Origin of the sequence: Xenorhabdus khoisanae, from assembly GCF_001037465.1 — a bacterium.
In the GTDB taxonomy this organism is placed as follows: Bacteria; Pseudomonadota; Gammaproteobacteria; order Enterobacterales; family Enterobacteriaceae; genus Xenorhabdus; species Xenorhabdus khoisanae.
Map to the genome: position 1 here is coordinate 47,012 of NZ_LFCV01000064.1, position 16,915 is coordinate 63,926.

20 protein-coding genes and 2 pseudogenes are annotated in these 16,915 nt (G+C 39.8%); 6 read left to right on the plus strand and 16 right to left on the minus strand.

The window, feature by feature from the left end; translation table 11 throughout:
- Positions 1-208 precede the first annotated feature (208 nt).
- A complete protein-coding gene (locus AB204_RS23040) occupies positions 209-631 on the minus strand; it encodes a hypothetical protein (protein ID WP_047963344.1) in 423 nt (140 codons plus the stop codon).
- Between the two features lie 43 nt (positions 632-674).
- Entirely contained in the window at positions 675-938 is a 264-nt protein-coding gene (locus tag AB204_RS10630; protein ID WP_047963345.1) for a helix-turn-helix domain-containing protein, read from the minus strand.
- Between the two features lie 370 nt (positions 939-1,308).
- Between AB204_RS10630 and AB204_RS10635 the strand changes: the two genes are divergently transcribed.
- A complete protein-coding gene (locus tag AB204_RS10635; protein WP_047766534.1) occupies positions 1,309-2,250 on the plus strand; it encodes an Rpn family recombination-promoting nuclease/putative transposase in 942 nt (313 codons plus the stop codon).
- A gap of 83 nt (positions 2,251-2,333) precedes the next feature.
- Here the strand turns inward: AB204_RS10635 and AB204_RS21390 are convergent.
- Positions 2,334-2,491, minus strand: a pseudogene (locus tag AB204_RS21390) (BrnA antitoxin family protein); the annotation flags it as partial.
- 486 nt (positions 2,492-2,977) lie between these two features.
- Here AB204_RS21390 and AB204_RS10640 point away from each other — a divergent pair.
- The 4 genes and pseudogenes from AB204_RS10640 to AB204_RS10650 all read left to right on the plus strand — a co-directional run bounded on the left by AB204_RS10640 (position 2,978) and on the right by AB204_RS10650 (position 4,970).
- A complete protein-coding gene (locus AB204_RS10640) occupies positions 2,978-3,535 on the plus strand; it encodes a hypothetical protein (RefSeq protein ID WP_047963346.1) in 558 nt (185 codons plus the stop codon).
- 176 nt (positions 3,536-3,711) lie between these two features.
- A pseudogene (locus AB204_RS21395) lies at positions 3,712-4,016 on the plus strand (type II toxin-antitoxin system HigB family toxin); the annotation flags it as partial.
- Positions 4,013-4,282: a hypothetical protein gene (locus AB204_RS10645; RefSeq protein WP_053067885.1), complete on the plus strand. Its 270-nt coding sequence runs from the start codon at positions 4,013-4,015 to the stop codon at positions 4,280-4,282. The pseudogene AB204_RS21395 and the gene AB204_RS10645, both read left to right, overlap by 4 nt.
- Before the next feature lie 163 nt (positions 4,283-4,445).
- The gene (locus AB204_RS10650) at positions 4,446-4,970 is read left to right on the plus strand and encodes a hypothetical protein (RefSeq protein ID WP_047963347.1); all 525 of its coding nucleotides are present in this window, start codon (positions 4,446-4,448) and stop codon (positions 4,968-4,970) included.
- A gap of 92 nt (positions 4,971-5,062) precedes the next feature.
- Here the strand turns inward: AB204_RS10650 and AB204_RS10655 are convergent, their stop codons facing one another.
- The 9 genes from AB204_RS10655 to AB204_RS10695 form a co-directional block, all read right to left on the minus strand.
- On the minus strand, positions 5,063-5,764 hold the full coding sequence (locus AB204_RS10655) for a hypothetical protein (RefSeq protein WP_047963348.1): 702 nt from the start codon (positions 5,762-5,764) through the stop codon (positions 5,063-5,065).
- A 351-nt stretch (positions 5,765-6,115) separates the two neighbouring features.
- The gene (gene abiEi / locus AB204_RS10660) at positions 6,116-6,649 is read right to left on the minus strand and encodes a type IV toxin-antitoxin system AbiEi family antitoxin (protein ID WP_047963349.1); all 534 of its coding nucleotides are present in this window, start codon (positions 6,647-6,649) and stop codon (positions 6,116-6,118) included.
- Positions 6,650-6,820: 171 nt separating this feature from the next.
- On the minus strand, positions 6,821-7,603 hold the full coding sequence (locus AB204_RS10665) for a hypothetical protein (protein ID WP_152671532.1): 783 nt from the start codon (positions 7,601-7,603) through the stop codon (positions 6,821-6,823).
- Between the two features lie 40 nt (positions 7,604-7,643).
- Entirely contained in the window at positions 7,644-8,771 is a 1,128-nt protein-coding gene (locus tag AB204_RS10670) for a DNA primase catalytic core, N-terminal domain protein (protein WP_047963351.1), read from the minus strand.
- 137 nt (positions 8,772-8,908) lie between these two features.
- On the minus strand, positions 8,909-10,261 hold the full coding sequence (locus AB204_RS10675) for a DnaB-like helicase C-terminal domain-containing protein (RefSeq protein ID WP_047963352.1): 1,353 nt from the start codon (positions 10,259-10,261) through the stop codon (positions 8,909-8,911).
- Complete coding sequence (locus AB204_RS10680) at positions 10,262-10,495, minus strand: hypothetical protein (RefSeq protein WP_047963353.1); 234 nt, start codon at positions 10,493-10,495, stop codon at positions 10,262-10,264.
- A gap of 59 nt (positions 10,496-10,554) precedes the next feature.
- Positions 10,555-11,271, minus strand: a complete 717-nt coding sequence (locus tag AB204_RS10685; RefSeq protein WP_072061428.1) for a hypothetical protein — start codon at positions 11,269-11,271, stop codon at positions 10,555-10,557.
- 247 nt (positions 11,272-11,518) lie between these two features.
- Positions 11,519-12,148, minus strand: a complete 630-nt coding sequence (locus AB204_RS10690; protein WP_047963354.1) for a hypothetical protein — start codon at positions 12,146-12,148, stop codon at positions 11,519-11,521.
- A gap of 18 nt (positions 12,149-12,166) precedes the next feature.
- Entirely contained in the window at positions 12,167-12,475 is a 309-nt protein-coding gene (locus AB204_RS10695; RefSeq protein WP_047963355.1) for a hypothetical protein, read from the minus strand.
- A gap of 477 nt (positions 12,476-12,952) precedes the next feature.
- Between AB204_RS10695 and AB204_RS10700 the strand changes: the two genes are divergently transcribed.
- Positions 12,953-13,609, plus strand: coding sequence for a hypothetical protein (locus AB204_RS10700; protein WP_047963356.1), 657 nt, complete (start codon positions 12,953-12,955; stop codon positions 13,607-13,609).
- Positions 13,610-13,637: 28 nt separating this feature from the next.
- On the opposite strand, the gene AB204_RS10705 is transcribed toward AB204_RS10700, so the two are convergent.
- The 4 genes from AB204_RS10705 to AB204_RS10720 all read right to left on the minus strand — a co-directional run bounded on the left by AB204_RS10705 (position 13,638) and on the right by AB204_RS10720 (position 16,830).
- The gene (locus tag AB204_RS10705) at positions 13,638-14,000 is read right to left on the minus strand and encodes a hypothetical protein (RefSeq protein ID WP_047963357.1); all 363 of its coding nucleotides are present in this window, start codon (positions 13,998-14,000) and stop codon (positions 13,638-13,640) included.
- Positions 13,993-14,682, minus strand: a complete 690-nt coding sequence (locus AB204_RS10710) for a division plane positioning ATPase MipZ (RefSeq protein WP_047963358.1) — start codon at positions 14,680-14,682, stop codon at positions 13,993-13,995. The genes AB204_RS10705 and AB204_RS10710 overlap by 8 nt, the downstream gene beginning before the upstream one ends.
- A 533-nt stretch (positions 14,683-15,215) precedes the next feature.
- Positions 15,216-15,452, minus strand: coding sequence for a hypothetical protein (locus AB204_RS10715; RefSeq protein ID WP_047963359.1), 237 nt, complete (start codon positions 15,450-15,452; stop codon positions 15,216-15,218).
- A gap of 409 nt (positions 15,453-15,861) precedes the next feature.
- On the minus strand, positions 15,862-16,830 hold the full coding sequence (locus tag AB204_RS10720; protein ID WP_047963360.1) for an IS30 family transposase: 969 nt from the start codon (positions 16,828-16,830) through the stop codon (positions 15,862-15,864).
- Positions 16,831-16,915: the final 85 nt, after the last annotated feature.

Genomic DNA, 16,915 nt, shown 5'->3' on the forward strand with positions numbered 1-16,915 from the left:
TGGAGTTGAGGAAAATTGGCGATTATCGCAGCTATCTTCCCATTCCCTAACAGGGTTACCGCTACATCCTGCTCACTTTGCAGGGTAAACCTCGTCAGTTGTACTCTGAATGGAGTAATGACAGGGTAGCTGCGATAACCGCCAATTTTTGAATGGGTTTAGGGTGGATTAGCCCATTGGATAAATGAACAAAAAATCAATTTATTTACTAAGTAAGATCCTTTTCAGGAGTATCTTTATAAACCTCGGCTACAAGTGAATGATACACTTCTTGATTGATATCACATGCTAACGAAATCAGATCATGTAATTCGGTTGAACAATTGTTGCTGGTTTTGTCGAGAATCACTTCAAATAAAGAGGTTCCTAAACCCGCCCGATACATCGCCTGATCTAATGAGATAGGTTTCTTATGTTTTACGTAACTCAGTAATTTTAGTGTTAATGGCTTTGGTGAATGTTTCAAAAGGGCATGGTGAACGTCCTGATTGATATCATTCACCAGAGCAATCAGGTTATTTAAATCTATTGAGCACTCATTTTTCGCTTTTTCGAAAATGAATTTAAATAGAGACACTGCCAAACCTGCACGGTACATGGCTTGTTTTAGTGGAATAGGATTACTACACACAGCTTACCTCTACAATTACTGCGCTTGGGTAATAATTTGATAATTATTCCTGAGAATTGTTGCGAGGTTTACGTTCAATTGGTTGACCGTTTTTGTCAAAATAGCGGCTGGGCCAGATTTCTGAGGGATGGATTCCGAGGTAATTGGCAATAATCCATTCGCCTTTAGGCCACTCTCGCGATAGGGCATTTGCTAATGTTGATGAACTGAGTCCCGCTTCACGGGAGACTGCGGCTAAGGTTGTACCACGCTTACGTAATTCAGCAATTATATCGGCTTGATGCCAGTCGTTTTTGTTATTGAACATTCCTGCTACTCCTTCCATTAATCAATAATATTGATGGTGGCGATTCAAAGCAGGGTTCGCAGTACCGGAGTTCCCACCCGGCGAGGCCGAAGCCTCCCCTGCCTGAACCGCCATTGAAAGGGCGATAGCAGACACACTGGTAGAAACATCCTACCAGTGGGGAACTTACAAGGCTGCGAAACCTTGACCACTGGATTTTGCCAATGGCGAGGCTACTTTAACTGATTGGTTTATTTGACTCAATAAGCGAATCGGTATAATTCTTATCTTTTTGTATGTAAGCCGGTTAAGAGTCTTATGCCATTGCACTTGATGCTCGCCTTTCTTCTACTGTAGACTGGATGCGGGAATCATTTTTTGATAAGAAAACATGAAGAATAAAAAGGCTATCCCCACACCTCATGATGCAGCGTTCAAAGGATTTATGGCTCGAATTGAGAATGCTCGTGATTTTTTTGATATTCATCTATCGGAAAAAATCAAGAAACTGTGTGATTTTGATACGTTAAGATTGACTAACTCTTCTTTTATTGATCATCAGTTACGTTCAAGAATGTCCGATGTCCTCTATTCGGTGAAAACTCAACAAGGTGATGGTTATATTTATGTGCTTGTTGAACACCAGTCTACTCCAGATAAAATGATGGCGTGGCGAATGATGCACTACGCTTTTATGGCGATGAATCAGCATTTGCAACAGGGGAATAAGGAATTGCCGCTAGTTGTGCCTGTTTTGTTTTATCATGGTGATACCAGTCCTTATCCTTTCCAGCAGGCTTGGACACAATGCTTTTCATTGCCCAAACTGGCGGAGGAGATGTATTTTAATCCGTTTCCGCTGGTTGATGTGACAGTTATTGATGATAACGAATTGGTCAATCATCGCAAAATCGCCGTGATGGAATTGGCGATGAAACATAAGAATTTGCGTGAGGGATTTAAAGCAGTTACCACGCTATTAGCCCACGCCCTCAAACATAACTATAATAGTGACAACGATGTTGTGACTATTATGAACTACCTATTTGTTACAATGGACTCGCCGCATTTTGAACAAGTGATCCAGCAACTGATTGAACAGGTAGATAGCCATCAGGAGGTGATTGTGAATATTGCACAACGATTACAGGACAAAGGCCGGGAAGAAGGAAGATTAGAAGGTAAATTAGAAGGTAAATTAGAAGGTAAGTTGGAAGGTCAAAAAGAGGCATCCATAAATATTGCCCGTGCCCTCTTAAAACGTGGTGACAGTATTGAACTGGTTATGGAAATTACCGGCCTGAGCCGCGAAGAACTTATCCCACTGCAATAACTCTTTTCTTTCTACTTTTTTACCCACTTACCTGCTTTTTTTCAAGGCAGGTAAGTGTCTTTTGTAGTTTGCCATCGCGGGCATTACTTTCGATGTAAATCACGCGTCATGGCTTCACGTAAGATAGCGTTAAGTCTTGTCTGGTAACCTTTTCCCGGTTGCTTAAAACATCTGCATCAATCCTGACCGAAGCCTGAGTTTTTACTGGACGATAAAAGTGTCCTCGTTCGGCCTTTTTCCAGAAATTATTATCTAATGGCGCAATATGGGGTGCGCTTGGAATTCGGAAAATATCCTACGTTAAGATTTTTTTAACCAAAATAGAATTGGTAACAACTTGAATTGTTTAAACGTGCCGTTTATTCGTAGCTAAAGCGAACGTTTAAGTAATGATCTAAGGGATAAATAACAGAATCTTAGGCTATGACATTTGGGTAGAACTTATTTGTCATGGTTTATTTTTAATATGTTGGCCTAACTGGGATATTGGGTAAGTAGAACGTCTTATGTTCTATTGTACGAAAAAGGGCTTAACGTAGGATATTTTCCGAATTCCAAACCGACCCTTAGGACTGTCTGACATCATTATTTTTACGACGATCGGTGCGACTGCGACCAGCATCATAGATTTCTTTTCACTGATTTGATCCACTTAAAAATAGAGTGCCTGATGGCGCTTTATTGATTAGATATTTAGTATACTTAGCATCTACAAAAGGAGATTGAAATGGCAGTAAAAAATGGAAATATTGGTAGTAGCGTAGTAGCAGAATTTGGTGAACGGTCTATGTTGGCGGCTGGCGTCAAAGCGGGTTTAAAGCCGACATTTGCTATGTCTGCGTTTGTTAATAAATCTGCGGGATCAATTGTTACTTTTGCGTCTGGTACTTGGTCTGATTATTCAGATGGTTACTCTGATCCACAACCATTTTGGGGGTATTCGGGCATTTCACCGAGAAGAACTATCCTTGTGCCAGATATAAAAATAGGAAAGATAGATCCGCAATTGTACTACAAAAAAACACAATTGGTTTTTTTGGTCGTCCTCACACACTTAACTGGTGGATATCGTACAGAGGAAAATGCGTATCTAGGATTTAAAGACTATGCGAATGTAGGTGGTTCTATAACGATCAGGCTCAATGACAAACCTTATGTTTTTACTGGCGGTAATCACGGTGCCGGACCTGATTCCGCATTTAGTCCCTATATATATATTTGTAACGATAATACCATTAATACGGTAATTAAAAGCGGTGGAGCGAAAAAAATATCTATTTCATAGATACATAAGGGGATAATAACCCGCTCACGCAACATAGCATTCAATTAAATTGTAAGAGCAGCTTAATTTTATAACTCAGATTTGGCCTGATTGAATCTGGTTATTCACACAGAATTCTATCAGGTCAAATTATGACGAATATGCATAAACAGTAGAAGCATCTTTCAATTTAATTTGTACTTTCAAAAAAGCCTTTTGACGAAGCAGGGCGCCGGTTTCCTAATGATGCCTCTGCACTCGATGACACGTACAAGGTGCTTAACACAGAGAGATTCTTAACCCCGAGCCCCTTAAAGTGCGTTTTGGCAGTCTGGACAGGTTCAAGTATAGGGAAAAATGGTGGGTAATTGATACCGGAGGTAACAATCTTCGTATCATTGCATACATTAAATTTGAAACTCAGAACGTGTTTATAAAACACATCGTGACCCACAAAGAATATGACCGGCTCACTGATCACTACCGGAGAAATCCAAAATGATGACTGTAAACAATTATGAGAACTATGAGGTAGCGTTAAACGCTACCGCGCCCCTGATAAACGCCATTCCCTTGTTGGGTGGAAGTAATAGACGTGATGACTATGAACAAGCGCTTGAGATAGTAGAACGGCTGATCGATACCGATGATGAAAACCCGCTTATCGACCTGCTGGCGAAAAAATCGCTGATTATGAGAATACAGCGCCCGAATTCGCCGAATTTAACGCGCGTATTGCCACCGTACCGCAGGAGTTGGCGATGCTGAGAACCTTGATGGATCAGCACGGACTACATTTTCTGTTCTCTTACCCGTGCGAAAAGCGGGTAAGAGTTAGGAACATACGTTTTTAAATAATGATTGTAGTAATATTTCATTTCATAGGCGTATGAACATGCTTTCAATATCGTCTTGTATCACGGAGGATAAAATGGCTATAAATGGAGGTTATGTTGGCAGTGAAGTCGTTAAAGAAACGGGTCTTCGGTCAATACTTCAAGCTGGCGCTAAATTAGGTTTAAAACCAACCTTTAAAATGTCTGATTTCATCGGTAAAGCACAAGGATTTAAATTAACCTTTGGTCATGCTGAATGGGATGATGAGTATAATTACGACGAATTCACCGTTGCTGGCAGTGGAGTCGTATTAGATACTAGTGTCGAATCACAAGTTGCTTCTTTTAGAAAATTTGGTAGCAGCGCGTCAGGCGATGTATTTTTTGAATCAATGAAGCTAGCTCAACTTTATTTTTACGAATATGTATATGACGACTGGGGTGATTTTGCAGTGCTTATTTTTAAGCCACACAATATAGAAAGGGATTTAACAGTAACGATAGACGGTGTATCTCAGCTTTTTAAGTCAGTGAGAGGACATCATACTGCCTTTTCTGTATCTCAACCGTTTATTGCAAAACTAAAATCAGGCCAAACTTGCATGGTAAGTATTAAATAAATTTTTGTTAAATCAAGGCCGGACTAACGGCCTTGATTTAACTGTAGTAGTTCAGACTTGATATGACAGTCACCCACTTTAATTGAACGGTATTAGGACTTCGGTGATGACTCTGAGTTGTTTACGGGGTTATAGTTGTATTGATAGATATAGCTTCTTGATTTTCTATCATATATTTTAAGCTCAACATCAATTATGTTTCCAAATAGCTGATTGTCTTTTGAATACACATCCATGTACATGTTACCGCTGTATGATATATCGGAATCACGCTGTGCTCTAAGATTCTCAATTTTTTGAACCTGAATATTATCAGTTACAGGCAAGCTACAGAAAATATCATTTTTGATACTTATACTGACATGTTGAGGATTGGTTATTCGTCTCGGTTTGCCTTTACAGCCGAGGTTATCTATCGGAAAGCTTTTTGTTACAGGGTCGTATTCTGACATTGTTGGGAGTGCAAATGCCAAATCTGCTCTCATAAAGACTCGGCTGTCAATCTGTAATGAATAGTATTTATGATCTTTATACTGTTTTAAATATTTCTTAATTCTTTCCAGCTCTGTCACTCTGATTTTTTGCTTTTCAGAAGGGTCGGTTTCATGGTTGTAATCATAAGAAAGCAAATATAGTATCTGATCGTCGGTAAAATCGCCTTTAGCAACAAAAAGTTTAGTCAACGATGGGTAGCTGTTTATGCTCTTATATTTAGACTTAGAAATTATAGGCTGAGTGTTTGCGCAACCAGAGAGCATTAACGATATTGCCAATATAATAGATGTTTTTTTCATTTAGATCCTTTAGATTCCGTTCGCTACTGCGTACTTCCAAGAGTAGTGAAAACAATAGCGGTGGGTAATCACACTTATAATAAAATTGATTATCAACGCCTTACTATTCTACGTCTATCATAACGGAGTTAATTGTTGAAGTAGAGTCAACCAGAGTTTGTGTTCGACTCATAAGGGATTTGCGGAATCAGGCCACACTTTAATGGTCAGTATCAAATAAAAGAGCATCGAGTATTAAACGGCCTAGTGTGATTTTAGCCTAAAAAACTTACTCTTTATCACCAATCCGGTCGTCATCATCCCGTAAACATGACGACCACTTAAGGAGAGGGTGGAGTAAGTTCATGGAAACTAGACAGAGTTAAGTTCCTCTAGTTGAACTAAATGCATATTCCTCCCCACTCTTTTTTGATCACGCAGAGCAGTCTCTTTTCTTGCGATACGCAAGGGGCTACGACTTTCTAACGTTGCCTTCAGAATTTCGCTAGGCTCTCTGCTGGTGTGGGTGATTTCAATAACACCCCACGGGGTTTTAAATTCACCTGTTCTACCAGTAGACATAATAGTCAGGCGGTCGATTGGGATTTGTGGAATGAGGCCATATTGAGATAAGGCTGACTCTAAGCTAATGTAATTATATTCGCCTCGTCGGATATTTTTGGCGATAGTTTCCAGAGGATAGCCTCCCATGCTAGCTCGTGTATAGACATAAACCCCTTTTGTAATGCGAAGCAACAACTTGGTTTTGACGAGGCGAGCAACAGATTTTTGCAATGTCTTAGAAGACTTGCCAGCAAAGATGACTTTCAAATCTTGTAAAAGGAAAATGGCTCTTCCCATTTTGCTGAATTCATCTAATTTGTTAATTGCTGTGATCCTATCCATTTCATTATCTCTACTCTAATACCTCTTTAAAGGGGTTTATGTGTATAGATAATTATCATAACAATTACTTGTATACATAAAAACCCCATTTTAGGGGTGTTTGTGTAAAGATGTTGTGGGTTTTAATTAGAGCAATCCGATGTAAATCCTTGCCCAATGCCAGTCACAGGTTTAAAACATGCCAGCCATACCAGCTAATTTAGAGCCACGCAGTTGAATGTCAGCTATTCTCGATGAGGCTGCTTTTAACCCGAATGCAAGAGCTTGTTCTTTCATCATCCCAACTTCTGCAATGGCATTAGAGGTAAGACGTGCAGGGCGATTAATTACATTGTCTGTAAAGGCATTAGCATGAAGTACGATTTCTACGCCTGATCCGAGGTTAGGTAGTATCTCTGCCCCTTGGCGATCTTTAATAAAATTGAGTACTTCACTAGACGAGCCTTTAATTTCGCTGTAATCAGGCATATTGACGATCGCTTTGCGGTATAAAGTGACATATTTTTCTGATTTATCGACCTTTCCTTGTTGTATTGCTTTTACAAAGACTGACAATGGCATATCGATAAATTCCTCATCTGATTGCTGCTGATAAGCTTTGGTAAAAAGATCGAACATTTCTAATGGTGTTTTCTGTTCGAGATCTGATGCTGTAGCCACAAGTGCACGGTCGTTAAAGCCAATCATGTAGCTAGCTGGTTTACCGGTTTTACTACGCGCTATATCCCGCATGTACACAAGATCGTAACTTATGCCATCATCGTTAGTGTGAATATGATGTATCTCTAAGCAGGGACCATTTGGGGCATACGGGAATTTTTCAGCCGTGAGTCGATTAAACTCATTTGTCATTGCTTCCATACCAACATCGATAACGCTTTGCCTTTCGTCATTTTTGACGGTACTGAATCCCTCTAAAGACTCAATTTTTTCAAGATAAACTGACTTATTCATTTTGCATTCACCTCTATTTGATTTCTTATATTGGTAGGTATTAATAAGAACGAATCGCATTGTGCCCTTTAATTAACATTTCTAGTGCTAATTGGTGATTGAAAAACTTAGAGCAGAAATAAGCTTGTAGTATTTCATCATCATCAGATTCACCGGCATCTTGACCCTCACGAGTAAAAGCAGCGATCTTCACGTTAAGTCCTATAGACTGTAGCTTTTTAGCAGCCTTAATCGTGTTCTTAACTGCTTGTTTCTCTGAGTCCCATAGGAAAATGACGTTTTTAAGGCCAGTCTCTTTCAGTGTTAAAAAGCTACCTAATTGATCTTGCCCTTCTTCTGATAAAGCCCCTGACAAGTGCATACCAAAAGTGCCTATTGGCTCAACGTAGTCGCGTAATGATTCATCACTGAATAAAGCGCGCTTGACGGCAAATACGTCAAATACTCCCTCCAAGACAACGACCGTAGATTTTCCCATAGCATTATGACCGTTATATAGAAAACGTCCTGACGCTGGTAATGTGGATGGGAACAGATACTTTTTATCTGAGATGCCAGTGACATCACGCCCCTGAAAAGTACTCAATTTCCCCGTTAAATCGTAGATTGGAATAAGTACCCGCATTGAAAAATCTTGCGTTGAGATACGACCACTATAGTCGTGATAAACGTGTGAGCCATTCACAATAAATCGCAAGTCAAAGTACCGGATAAGTTCAGAAGATATGTTTCTCTGAACAAGATAATCGGGAATACGACCATCAGGTAAAGGCAGTAAGTAATGTGGCGGGAGCTGTACTTCTTCTTTCAGCTCGACCTTACTCTCTAAAGTAATTTCTTTTTCTTTTGGTCGCCAGCCTTGCTCAAGCAATTGAGTGTCAATATAGGCATGAAGCTCTCGCCCAGCTAAACCAGAATATTTCTGTAAAAACCGGTATAGGTTGAATTGCTCATCTTGTGGATGGCTACCGGCAAAGCATACTCCTACTTTAGTTTTCGGGTTGAAGTAGACCTTCCAATCATAATTGCTACAGGTTGGGCATTCTCTAATGTTTAGCTCAAGCCCATCCTTACCGGTTGTTCTACGATAGGAGATGCCTTCTAGATCAAGAAACTGCTCAAAATCAAATTCGTTTAGTTTTTCCCTAAAGCCACTGTGTGTACTCATAACTTAATCTTTCTTTTGTTTTTATGATAAGAACCACAAGGCATTGAATGGGTTGCCTGACAATTTGTGGCTCGTTATTTAAAGCTGTTAGCTGTGTGGTTTTATATAAATTTCATTAGATCGGGAGTCATAAATTTTTAGGTAATATCTATAATTCGTTTAATAAAACGCATCTGATCAAGGTTCTGTTCAATACGAATACTGACATCTCCTTTCTGGTTACGAGAACCTGCAATAAACAATCTTGCTTCGCCTTTGGCTTTTTCTTCTTCTGTTTTGTTGATAGTGATAACCAAATCGGCAATGCGGACTTTTTCAACGTTATCTGCGGCGTGCATCATAGTTGCAACTTCTGACGAGCCACCTTCACGGTTTGTCTGCGATGCGGTAATACCAGCTACATTATAGGTATCAAAAACTGCTCGAAGGTCGGTATATATACTTTTCACGTCTTCCCTAACATCACCGCTCCGATAGTTAGATTTCATCAGATCAGCATAATCCACAACCAGCATATCCAGCGCGACACCTGTAGAGATAATTCCTTCAACGATACGGACAACATCATTTGGTGAAACAGAACCTGATGGACGTTGGACAACAAACATCTTGCCGACTTTGCCTATCGCACCAATCTCTTTTAGTTTTTTCGATACCCTGTCACGACCATCAACCAACTCGTCCATATCCGTTTCAGAAAGCCGGGCATCGAAACGATCAGCAATAATCTCTTTGTGTACTTCTAAAGAGATATAAAGAACGTTAAATCCCGCCAATGCTGCGTTAACTGAAAACTCGCCCATACCGGTCGATTTACCCGATTTAGCAAATCCCATAAACAGGGTCATTTCTTTGCGACCCCATCCACTGTGATACAATAAAGCATCCAGTGCTCGATATCCTGTTGTGATCCCTTGTGGTGGCGCTTCACCAATCGCCTTTTTCTCACGCGCTTCAAAACGTGTCGCTGATTCACTAAAGTAATCGTATACCTCGCTACTTCCCTGACCACCAAGATGTTTGACCTTCTCCATAATTTGCATAGCTTTATCAAAGTCACCTTTATCTTTGAGTTCAGCAGCTTTTATCATGGCGTTATCAAACGCGACCGAACGAGCAAATAATGTCACCTGATCGACCATATATTGAGAATCAGTTAATGATATCTCGTTGATTTTTTTTATAGCAGCAGTGACCTCCGAGACGTATTCTTTGCGAATAACCTTGTCTTTCACGTCGCTGGTAATAAGCGACACCAGCGTAGTCATTGACGGGGGCTGCTTGTACAACTTATAAAAACGACCGGCTGCGGCGACCAGAAAACCTAAAGCCATATTGTTAAATTGTTTTGGTTCAACTAAGTCGTGAACCTGAGTGACAAAGCGGTAATCACGGCAGTAATAAGCTGCCAGTACTACCTGAAAAGCATCATCAAACCGTTCGGACAGTGAGACGCTTGTGTGTTCCAATTCAAATTCTGAGGCTGACATTTAAACCACCTGCGCTACAGTAACATTATGAAAACTCTCAATTGCTGAGTAGTTCACTATCTTAAAATCGTTTCTGTCATTCATGCCGATGGTGTCAATCAGTGCTGATTGATTATCAAATTTACGCACAAATCCTGAAATTACCTTGCCAGTATTTGTTGTGATCTCCAGCTTTACGCCGTTATATTTCAACCAAGATAGACGAGATTTGATAATTTCATAATCGTCATTCATTTATCATTTTCCTTTAACACCAATCCATTATTGGATATTTTCATTTCCATATAGGGGTTCTATAAAAACTTAGAGGCTTTTCTTAAATCATCGGGAAACTGGTTCAAGAACGCTTGTTGTTCGAGATAACCAAGTGAATACACCGCAGAGAAAATCAACAAATAACGTTTATCCGGTCGTGCATTAGAAATTTGCGCCATTACATATGTTCTGTGAGCATCTTGAACTTCGTCACCCACATAGTTATTGTTTTTGAAATAATCCAACTCTGAGCCATCTAGTCGCGTTCTCTTACGTTTTTCATTCCTATCGATAAATATTTCCAGCAAATCGTCCTGCCACAAATGTTGTGGCCGCGGTAACTCTCCCCATTCCCGTTTTGCCGCTATAGACAACATGTTCATGATGAAAAAGCCGTACTCGACACCAAGCTCATCGGCCTTTTGTCTGGCTTTCCAAAGCGACGTTATGTTTGCTTTTGACAAGTTGATAAATGGAACACGTTTAAGTCCGGTTCGGAAAGAGGCTTTGCGATAATCCTCACGACCGTGGGTGCTCATGATCCGAGAGTACTCTCGTTTATAGGATTCAGTGAATAACATCGTGGCATCCATTGGATGCAAGTGCCGATAGTCAAACCATTTGGATTGATACAGCTCCAGTTCACCTTTGGTACGAGATAGACCGACATTTTCCACAACCCATTGGTCTTTATCTTGTGCCGTCCATGAGAGCATAAACTCCTGTGGATCACCTTCTGCTAAGAAAAAATCCATTACTAGGCACATGGATACAATAAACCTTTTTATAAGCAAGTAAATGAGTACAGTTTATATCAGTGCCAAGATAGGAAATCAATTCCGCAGTGTAGGTCTTTCTGTAGGATTAATGACTAAGTAGCTGCGATAACCGCCAACTTTTAAACAACCTCTTCTATCGGAAACCGCGGGAAGTCTGGGAGGGTATCATACTGTTTTTTGAGCGGACTTCACTCTTGAAATAGGATTGACCAGAATAACAATGCTAACGAGCAGCCAAAATGATGTGTTCCATATTTTGATGGGTAGGCTTGAAGCCTAGTCGCTCAAGGTCAATGCCGGAAACCACTGCATCTGGCCTACCCCAAATGGTCGAGCCAGCTTGTTCCAGCGTATCAATTTCACCTTTGTAAACTTCCGGCTTACCATTAGACAGACGATAATCTAGATGGTTGCCGTTAACCTGCATGATATTGAGTAGAACAGAGTCATCTTCAGCTATGAATAACCATATAAACATACCCGCGGCTGTTTGGTAGGTATCGCTAACAACCACGCCATAGTGATCTATGATGCAACGATAGATGTGCGGGGCGAGTTTTACACCGCGATAGTCTCTACCAACATAGACAGATGAAACCTGTGGAATCCGGTTGGGGAAACTTTCAGGAGCAGAGAGCTTAAACTCAAGCAAAATATTTGCAGAAACCTGATCTGACCGGACGTGGCGCAGGTAAAGCCGAACCATACCATTACTGTCTTCCAAGATAACAGTGTGTGCATCACCAATATCATCAATGATATCATTTAAGTGCACATACGCCTGCTCTGGATCATCTAAGTTATCAGGCCAAACCAGATTTTTTTCGTGTTCTTCGATCAGCAGTGGTGGCATTGTCCAGCAAGTCTCATCTTATTCTTGTTGAAAGAATTGAATAGCACGGAGGCGTAAATTAGTCAGATTCATTGTTTTCGACGGCATAGCTTCTTTCTGCTCAATGCATTTTTCACGGCCATCGGCTTCAAACTGGATGACTATCACAGGAGCAATACGATCACGGCGACCAGCTTCATGCCAGTTGTCATGCACGACGATTAACATTGGGCGTTTAACTCGCTCGCTGTTGGTACGGACTTCGAATTGTCCCGGAACATCAGGTACGCTAAAACTGCCTATAAGAGCATAGCGATCACTAATAGTGAATGGTGTATGAGTAATCATAGTCACCTCCGTCAATTCAAAGTATTCAGTGGGATAAAACAAACCCAATATGCTCAATGGATATCGTTAGTATAACGAATTTACGCAACTGAACAACCTTTTCGTTTGTTTTTTCAGCATGTTTAAGGGAAGGAACAATCGTACACTAAGAAAGTAATTATCAATAAATTGGACGCATCACTAGTGAAGACCGAAATTGTAGCTTAACCCTTATTTAACATAAATTCCTTAATACCCCCGCTTGTTGTAACTCTAATATAGTAATGTCACTTTTTAGTCAATTAGAAATTACTTGTCTAAAAGTTGGCGGTTATCGCGGCTATCCGATCATTACCCCTAACCGCATGCTATTTGAACAATTCATGCCAAAGTTGTAGGATAGTATCGGTAGTTTGCCAATCTGTGCCAAAACTGTATTATAATTGAATTTAATATTATAAGTATCAAAGGATTGTCCTAATTTCGGAGGACAAACATATGTTGGTTAATCAAGCGAAAAATAACACAATGCCATATTTGATCCCCGACACAGGATTTAACAATAAATTACGCCATCCTAAAAAAAATGAAGAACATACTAAAACTTTTTTACAAAAAGGCGTAGAAAACTTTGAGTTGCCAAACTTTGATGTCCCTTATGGCTACCGTCTAGTAAAATCGCTCAAAGAACACCAATACCGTATGATTACAACTGGTGAAGATTCTGAAACAGTTTATGCCGTAAAATTACATTTTCGAAAAGATATCATCGTGGGGAAGGAAACTTGCACTCAGATTATGATATGGCGTACACCCCGCTCAGAACATCAACATGCAATTGGCGATTTGCCAAGAGATTTTTTTAAGAATTTATTGAGCAAATATAACATTGTAGTAACTGATGAAGCACAAACTCAAGATGGTAAACGCTTTTGGGAAAAGATGATCGACTGGGCAATAACTAAAGGCTATCACGTATACTCTTCTGATGGCACTTCTGATGATTGTGATATGGACTATATTCCCTTGGTAGTCATTCCATCCATTTCTGAGTTTTATGAAAAATGGGATGAATTTTGTTGGGGGAGTGACAAAGATGTTCACAAGCATCGCCTAATTGCTATTAGCAGAACACTTCTAGCTTCGAACCCATAAAAGAAAAGCCGCTGATGCGGCTTTTCTTTTATGGGATCTTTTTATCTAAATCTTTTATGAGCTGTTGAATCTCTTCCGGCTTAGTCTCTAAGCTCAACTCTAACGCAGCCTTTATATCACTAAAGGGTAAAGAAGCTAAAGTTACCAAAGCAGCTCTAAACACGTCTGAGCGACTTAAATTGGCACGTCTAGGAGCGACTCTCAGAAGATCAACTAATTCGTGGTACTCATCTTCCATTGACACTGTACGGCTTTTGATAATCTCAGTACTGTTCTTGCGGCGACCCCGTTGTTTAACCGTTTTTTCTTTCAGCGAGGAATTGCTCAAAAATTCCTGGACCGCTTCTTCTCTGTCTTGCTTGCCTAAGCCGGCCATCGGGTTCTTAGCCATCTACCTTTTCTCCATACACAAATTCTTTTACCAAAAGTTCAATTTCCGCCTCAGCCTTTTTATCTCGTTCTTCTTTTGTTAGTTCAAAGATTGTACGACCTGATTCTTCCGCATCGTCATACACGTTACGAGAGTAAATATTGGTATTTAAGGCGAGCATGCCAAAGGTTTCACAAACGTCTTTAGCAAACTGAATGCGTGAGTATTGGTTAGGCAGTGATGGGCATTGATTCATAACCACACAAACCTTTAAACCCTCATTCAAGACTTGAGCTTTCTCAACAATACGATCTAGCGCAGCTAATGAACGAACATCACGGCGTTTTGGGCGGATCGGGAGTAATAAATGGGTGGCTCGCAACATAGCTTCACGTTGAGCCTCTGAGTCGAAACCACCAGCATCGATTACAATGTAGTCGTACTGATCTTTAATACCATCCAAATACTCGATAACACCGTCACCACGGTAATGATATGAGAGCTTTTCTGCTGGCTTTTCGGCAGGTAGGCTTTCCCGGTCTTGACACCATTGATAGGTTGTACGTTGGGTGTCAATATCCAACAGGTGAACCTTTTTCTTTGCACGGATCAGCAGATAACCGGTAATTTGTTGGGCAATCGTGCTTTTGCCGGGACCACCTTTACTGCCACCAACCAGTATTATTTTGGCTTTTCCACTCATCACATTTGCCTTATTTGTTTTGATTGATAAATCAACCACTACCATTGTTGTCTTGTATAAGATACATCGGTTATTTAACAAATGGAAGGAAGCCTATAAATAAAAGCATTTGAAAAAATAGATTGTTTTATTATTTATATAAATAATAAAATAATGGTCGATAATAACATCAAGGATATGGGAGTCGGGAGAGCACTTGTCAAAGATACCAGCTCACGTGTCTTACAAGCGGCATCTTTGATTGGCTGATAACTATTCACGCTTATCTCTGATGATGCTAAAAGGTGCTATGAGCATTTAGGGTTTCAAGAATCTCCATTAGACCCAATGACTCTTATGATCACTCTGTCGGATTTACAGGCGACAATGCAAGTGTCTTAGTTGCTGCTTTTTTCTTCCAGCCACACAATCTATGACCAATGCGGTTATGTGTTAGAATTTCTCTCGCCGTATAATCCGTTAATTGATCATAACGACTAATATATATAGGTGAAGCAGTATCACAAAAGATAGGTGATGTGTTTCCGATTGTGTTAACGCATCCAGTCATTACGAAGCTCAGTAGCAGCATCACCGGCATCCTTTTGGCGAATTTCATGCTCAATCTCTCTTTTGGCATCAATGGTTGACTGCAAACGCTCGTTTTCATCCCTACGACGCTTTATTTCAACAGATTTTTTAGCCGCTTTACCGCCTGACTGGTAGGCGGTAAATAGGACAGCGATAACAGCTAGAGTGATGTATGTTACTGATTTTATTTTTGAAATCATTTAATTTTTTCCGTGGGCCTTCATTTAACCACTTGATATTACTGAATAGCTGAGATATTTCGTCCTTCAATAGAATTATAGCATTGTTCATTCTGCTTTTAATTTAACCTCATATGTGCCACCTGATTACATTACAAAAATCATCAGTAGCGTTATTTCCCATAGAAATATAACCTATTAAAGATATAAAATAGAACTTTTGCGTTATGCCATTAATAATTATATAAATCTTTTTCCCAATATCCATTATATTTTAAAAACTCAAAATAGCCATTCTGGCACCTTTGGTTTCTCCATATTGTATAATAGTTAAAATAGCTATCTTCATTCCCACAAACTCTAATTCTCCACTAAGTCTCCCACAATGAATAGTTAATCATCTTGGATTCACATATTAAGCGCAACATCGTTATAAACGAAGTAAATGAGTTTTTGTCCCTTTAAATAGCTCATCCGGCGTATTGTAACCCCGTGTTTTTCGTGGTCGCTTATTTAAGCTGTTTGCCGCGAGATTTATCTCCAACTCTGATACTTTATTAAAATCAGTTCCTTTTGGAAAGTATTCTCTGATTAACCCATTCGTATTTTCATTTATCCCTCTTTCCCAAGGAGAATAAGGATGAGCAAAATAAATTTTTGCGTCTAAATTTTTACTGATCATTTCGTGTTCGGCAAATTCGAGGCCATTATCAAATGTGATGGTTTTAACTTTTTGTTTTAAAAGTGATAAATTCCTTGTTATCGCTTTTACAACGGCCTCTGCTGTTTTATTTTCAAGTTTAATTATGACGGTAAATAGCGTTTTTCGTTCAACTAAGGTCAATAATGCACTCTTATGCTCTTTTCCAATGATAGTATCTCCTTCCCAATCACCAATACGCTGTCTTTTATCCACGATTTTAGGGCGCTTCTCAATACTGATCCTGTTTTTGATTTTACCTCTACGTTCATAGCTGCCATAGCGTTTACGATAGGGTTTTTTCGCAATCCTGAGGTGCTGCCACAAATCACCACCCTCACGTTTATCCTGATAAATCAATCGATAAACCGTTTCATGATGCAAAGAAATGATATTTTCTTTTTTAAGATAACCCGCTGTTTGTTCAGGACTTAAACCTTTCCAAATTAACTGCTTAATCAATGTTCTTATCTTAAATGTGACTTTTATGACTTTTACAGCAGAATGACGGCGCTCCAATGCCTTACACTGAGCCTGTTGAGGACAGTATTCCTGCGCTTGCTGATTTCGTCTCAGTTCCCGACTAATCGTTGAGGGATGACGTTTAAGTGATGTTGCAATAAAGCGTTGTGTAAAACCGGCTTCTTTTAAGCTGAAAATCTGATATCTTTCTGATTCGGTCAGTTGTTTATAGGTCATAGTGCATTTTCCTTTGGCGAGAAAGATGCCTACTATAGCAACTGACCGCCTTTTTCAGAAATTGCACTTATCATGCGAATCTAAG

Coding starts and splice junctions, on each gene's coding strand:
- AB204_RS10630 (WP_047963345.1), bottom strand. CDS start 938: ATGTTCAATAACAAAAACGACTGGCATCAAGCCGATATAATTGCTGAA.
- AB204_RS10635 (WP_047766534.1), top strand. CDS start 1,309: ATGAAGAATAAAAAGGCTATCCCCACACCTCATGATGCAGCGTTCAAA.
- AB204_RS10640 (WP_047963346.1), top strand. CDS start 2,978: ATGGCAGTAAAAAATGGAAATATTGGTAGTAGCGTAGTAGCAGAATTT.
- AB204_RS10645 (WP_053067885.1), top strand. CDS start 4,013: ATGATGACTGTAAACAATTATGAGAACTATGAGGTAGCGTTAAACGCT.
- AB204_RS10650 (WP_047963347.1), top strand. CDS start 4,446: ATGGCTATAAATGGAGGTTATGTTGGCAGTGAAGTCGTTAAAGAAACG.
- AB204_RS10655 (WP_047963348.1), bottom strand. CDS start 5,764: ATGAAAAAAACATCTATTATATTGGCAATATCGTTAATGCTCTCTGGT.
- abiEi (WP_047963349.1), bottom strand. CDS start 6,649: ATGGATAGGATCACAGCAATTAACAAATTAGATGAATTCAGCAAAATG.
- AB204_RS10665 (WP_152671532.1), bottom strand. CDS start 7,603: ATGAATAAGTCAGTTTATCTTGAAAAAATTGAGTCTTTAGAGGGATTC.
- AB204_RS10670 (WP_047963351.1), bottom strand. CDS start 8,771: ATGAGTACACACAGTGGCTTTAGGGAAAAACTAAACGAATTTGATTTT.
- AB204_RS10675 (WP_047963352.1), bottom strand. CDS start 10,261: ATGTCAGCCTCAGAATTTGAATTGGAACACACAAGCGTCTCACTGTCC.
- AB204_RS10680 (WP_047963353.1), bottom strand. CDS start 10,495: ATGAATGACGATTATGAAATTATCAAATCTCGTCTATCTTGGTTGAAA.
- AB204_RS10685 (WP_072061428.1), bottom strand. CDS start 11,271: ATGGATTTTTTCTTAGCAGAAGGTGATCCACAGGAGTTTATGCTCTCA.
- AB204_RS10690 (WP_047963354.1), bottom strand. CDS start 12,148: ATGCCACCACTGCTGATCGAAGAACACGAAAAAAATCTGGTTTGGCCT.
- AB204_RS10695 (WP_047963355.1), bottom strand. CDS start 12,475: ATGATTACTCATACACCATTCACTATTAGTGATCGCTATGCTCTTATA.
- AB204_RS10700 (WP_047963356.1), top strand. CDS start 12,953: ATGTTGGTTAATCAAGCGAAAAATAACACAATGCCATATTTGATCCCC.
- AB204_RS10705 (WP_047963357.1), bottom strand. CDS start 14,000: ATGGCTAAGAACCCGATGGCCGGCTTAGGCAAGCAAGACAGAGAAGAA.
- AB204_RS10710 (WP_047963358.1), bottom strand. CDS start 14,682: ATGAGTGGAAAAGCCAAAATAATACTGGTTGGTGGCAGTAAAGGTGGT.
- AB204_RS10715 (WP_047963359.1), bottom strand. CDS start 15,452: ATGATTTCAAAAATAAAATCAGTAACATACATCACTCTAGCTGTTATC.
- AB204_RS10720 (WP_047963360.1), bottom strand. CDS start 16,830: ATGACCTATAAACAACTGACCGAATCAGAAAGATATCAGATTTTCAGC.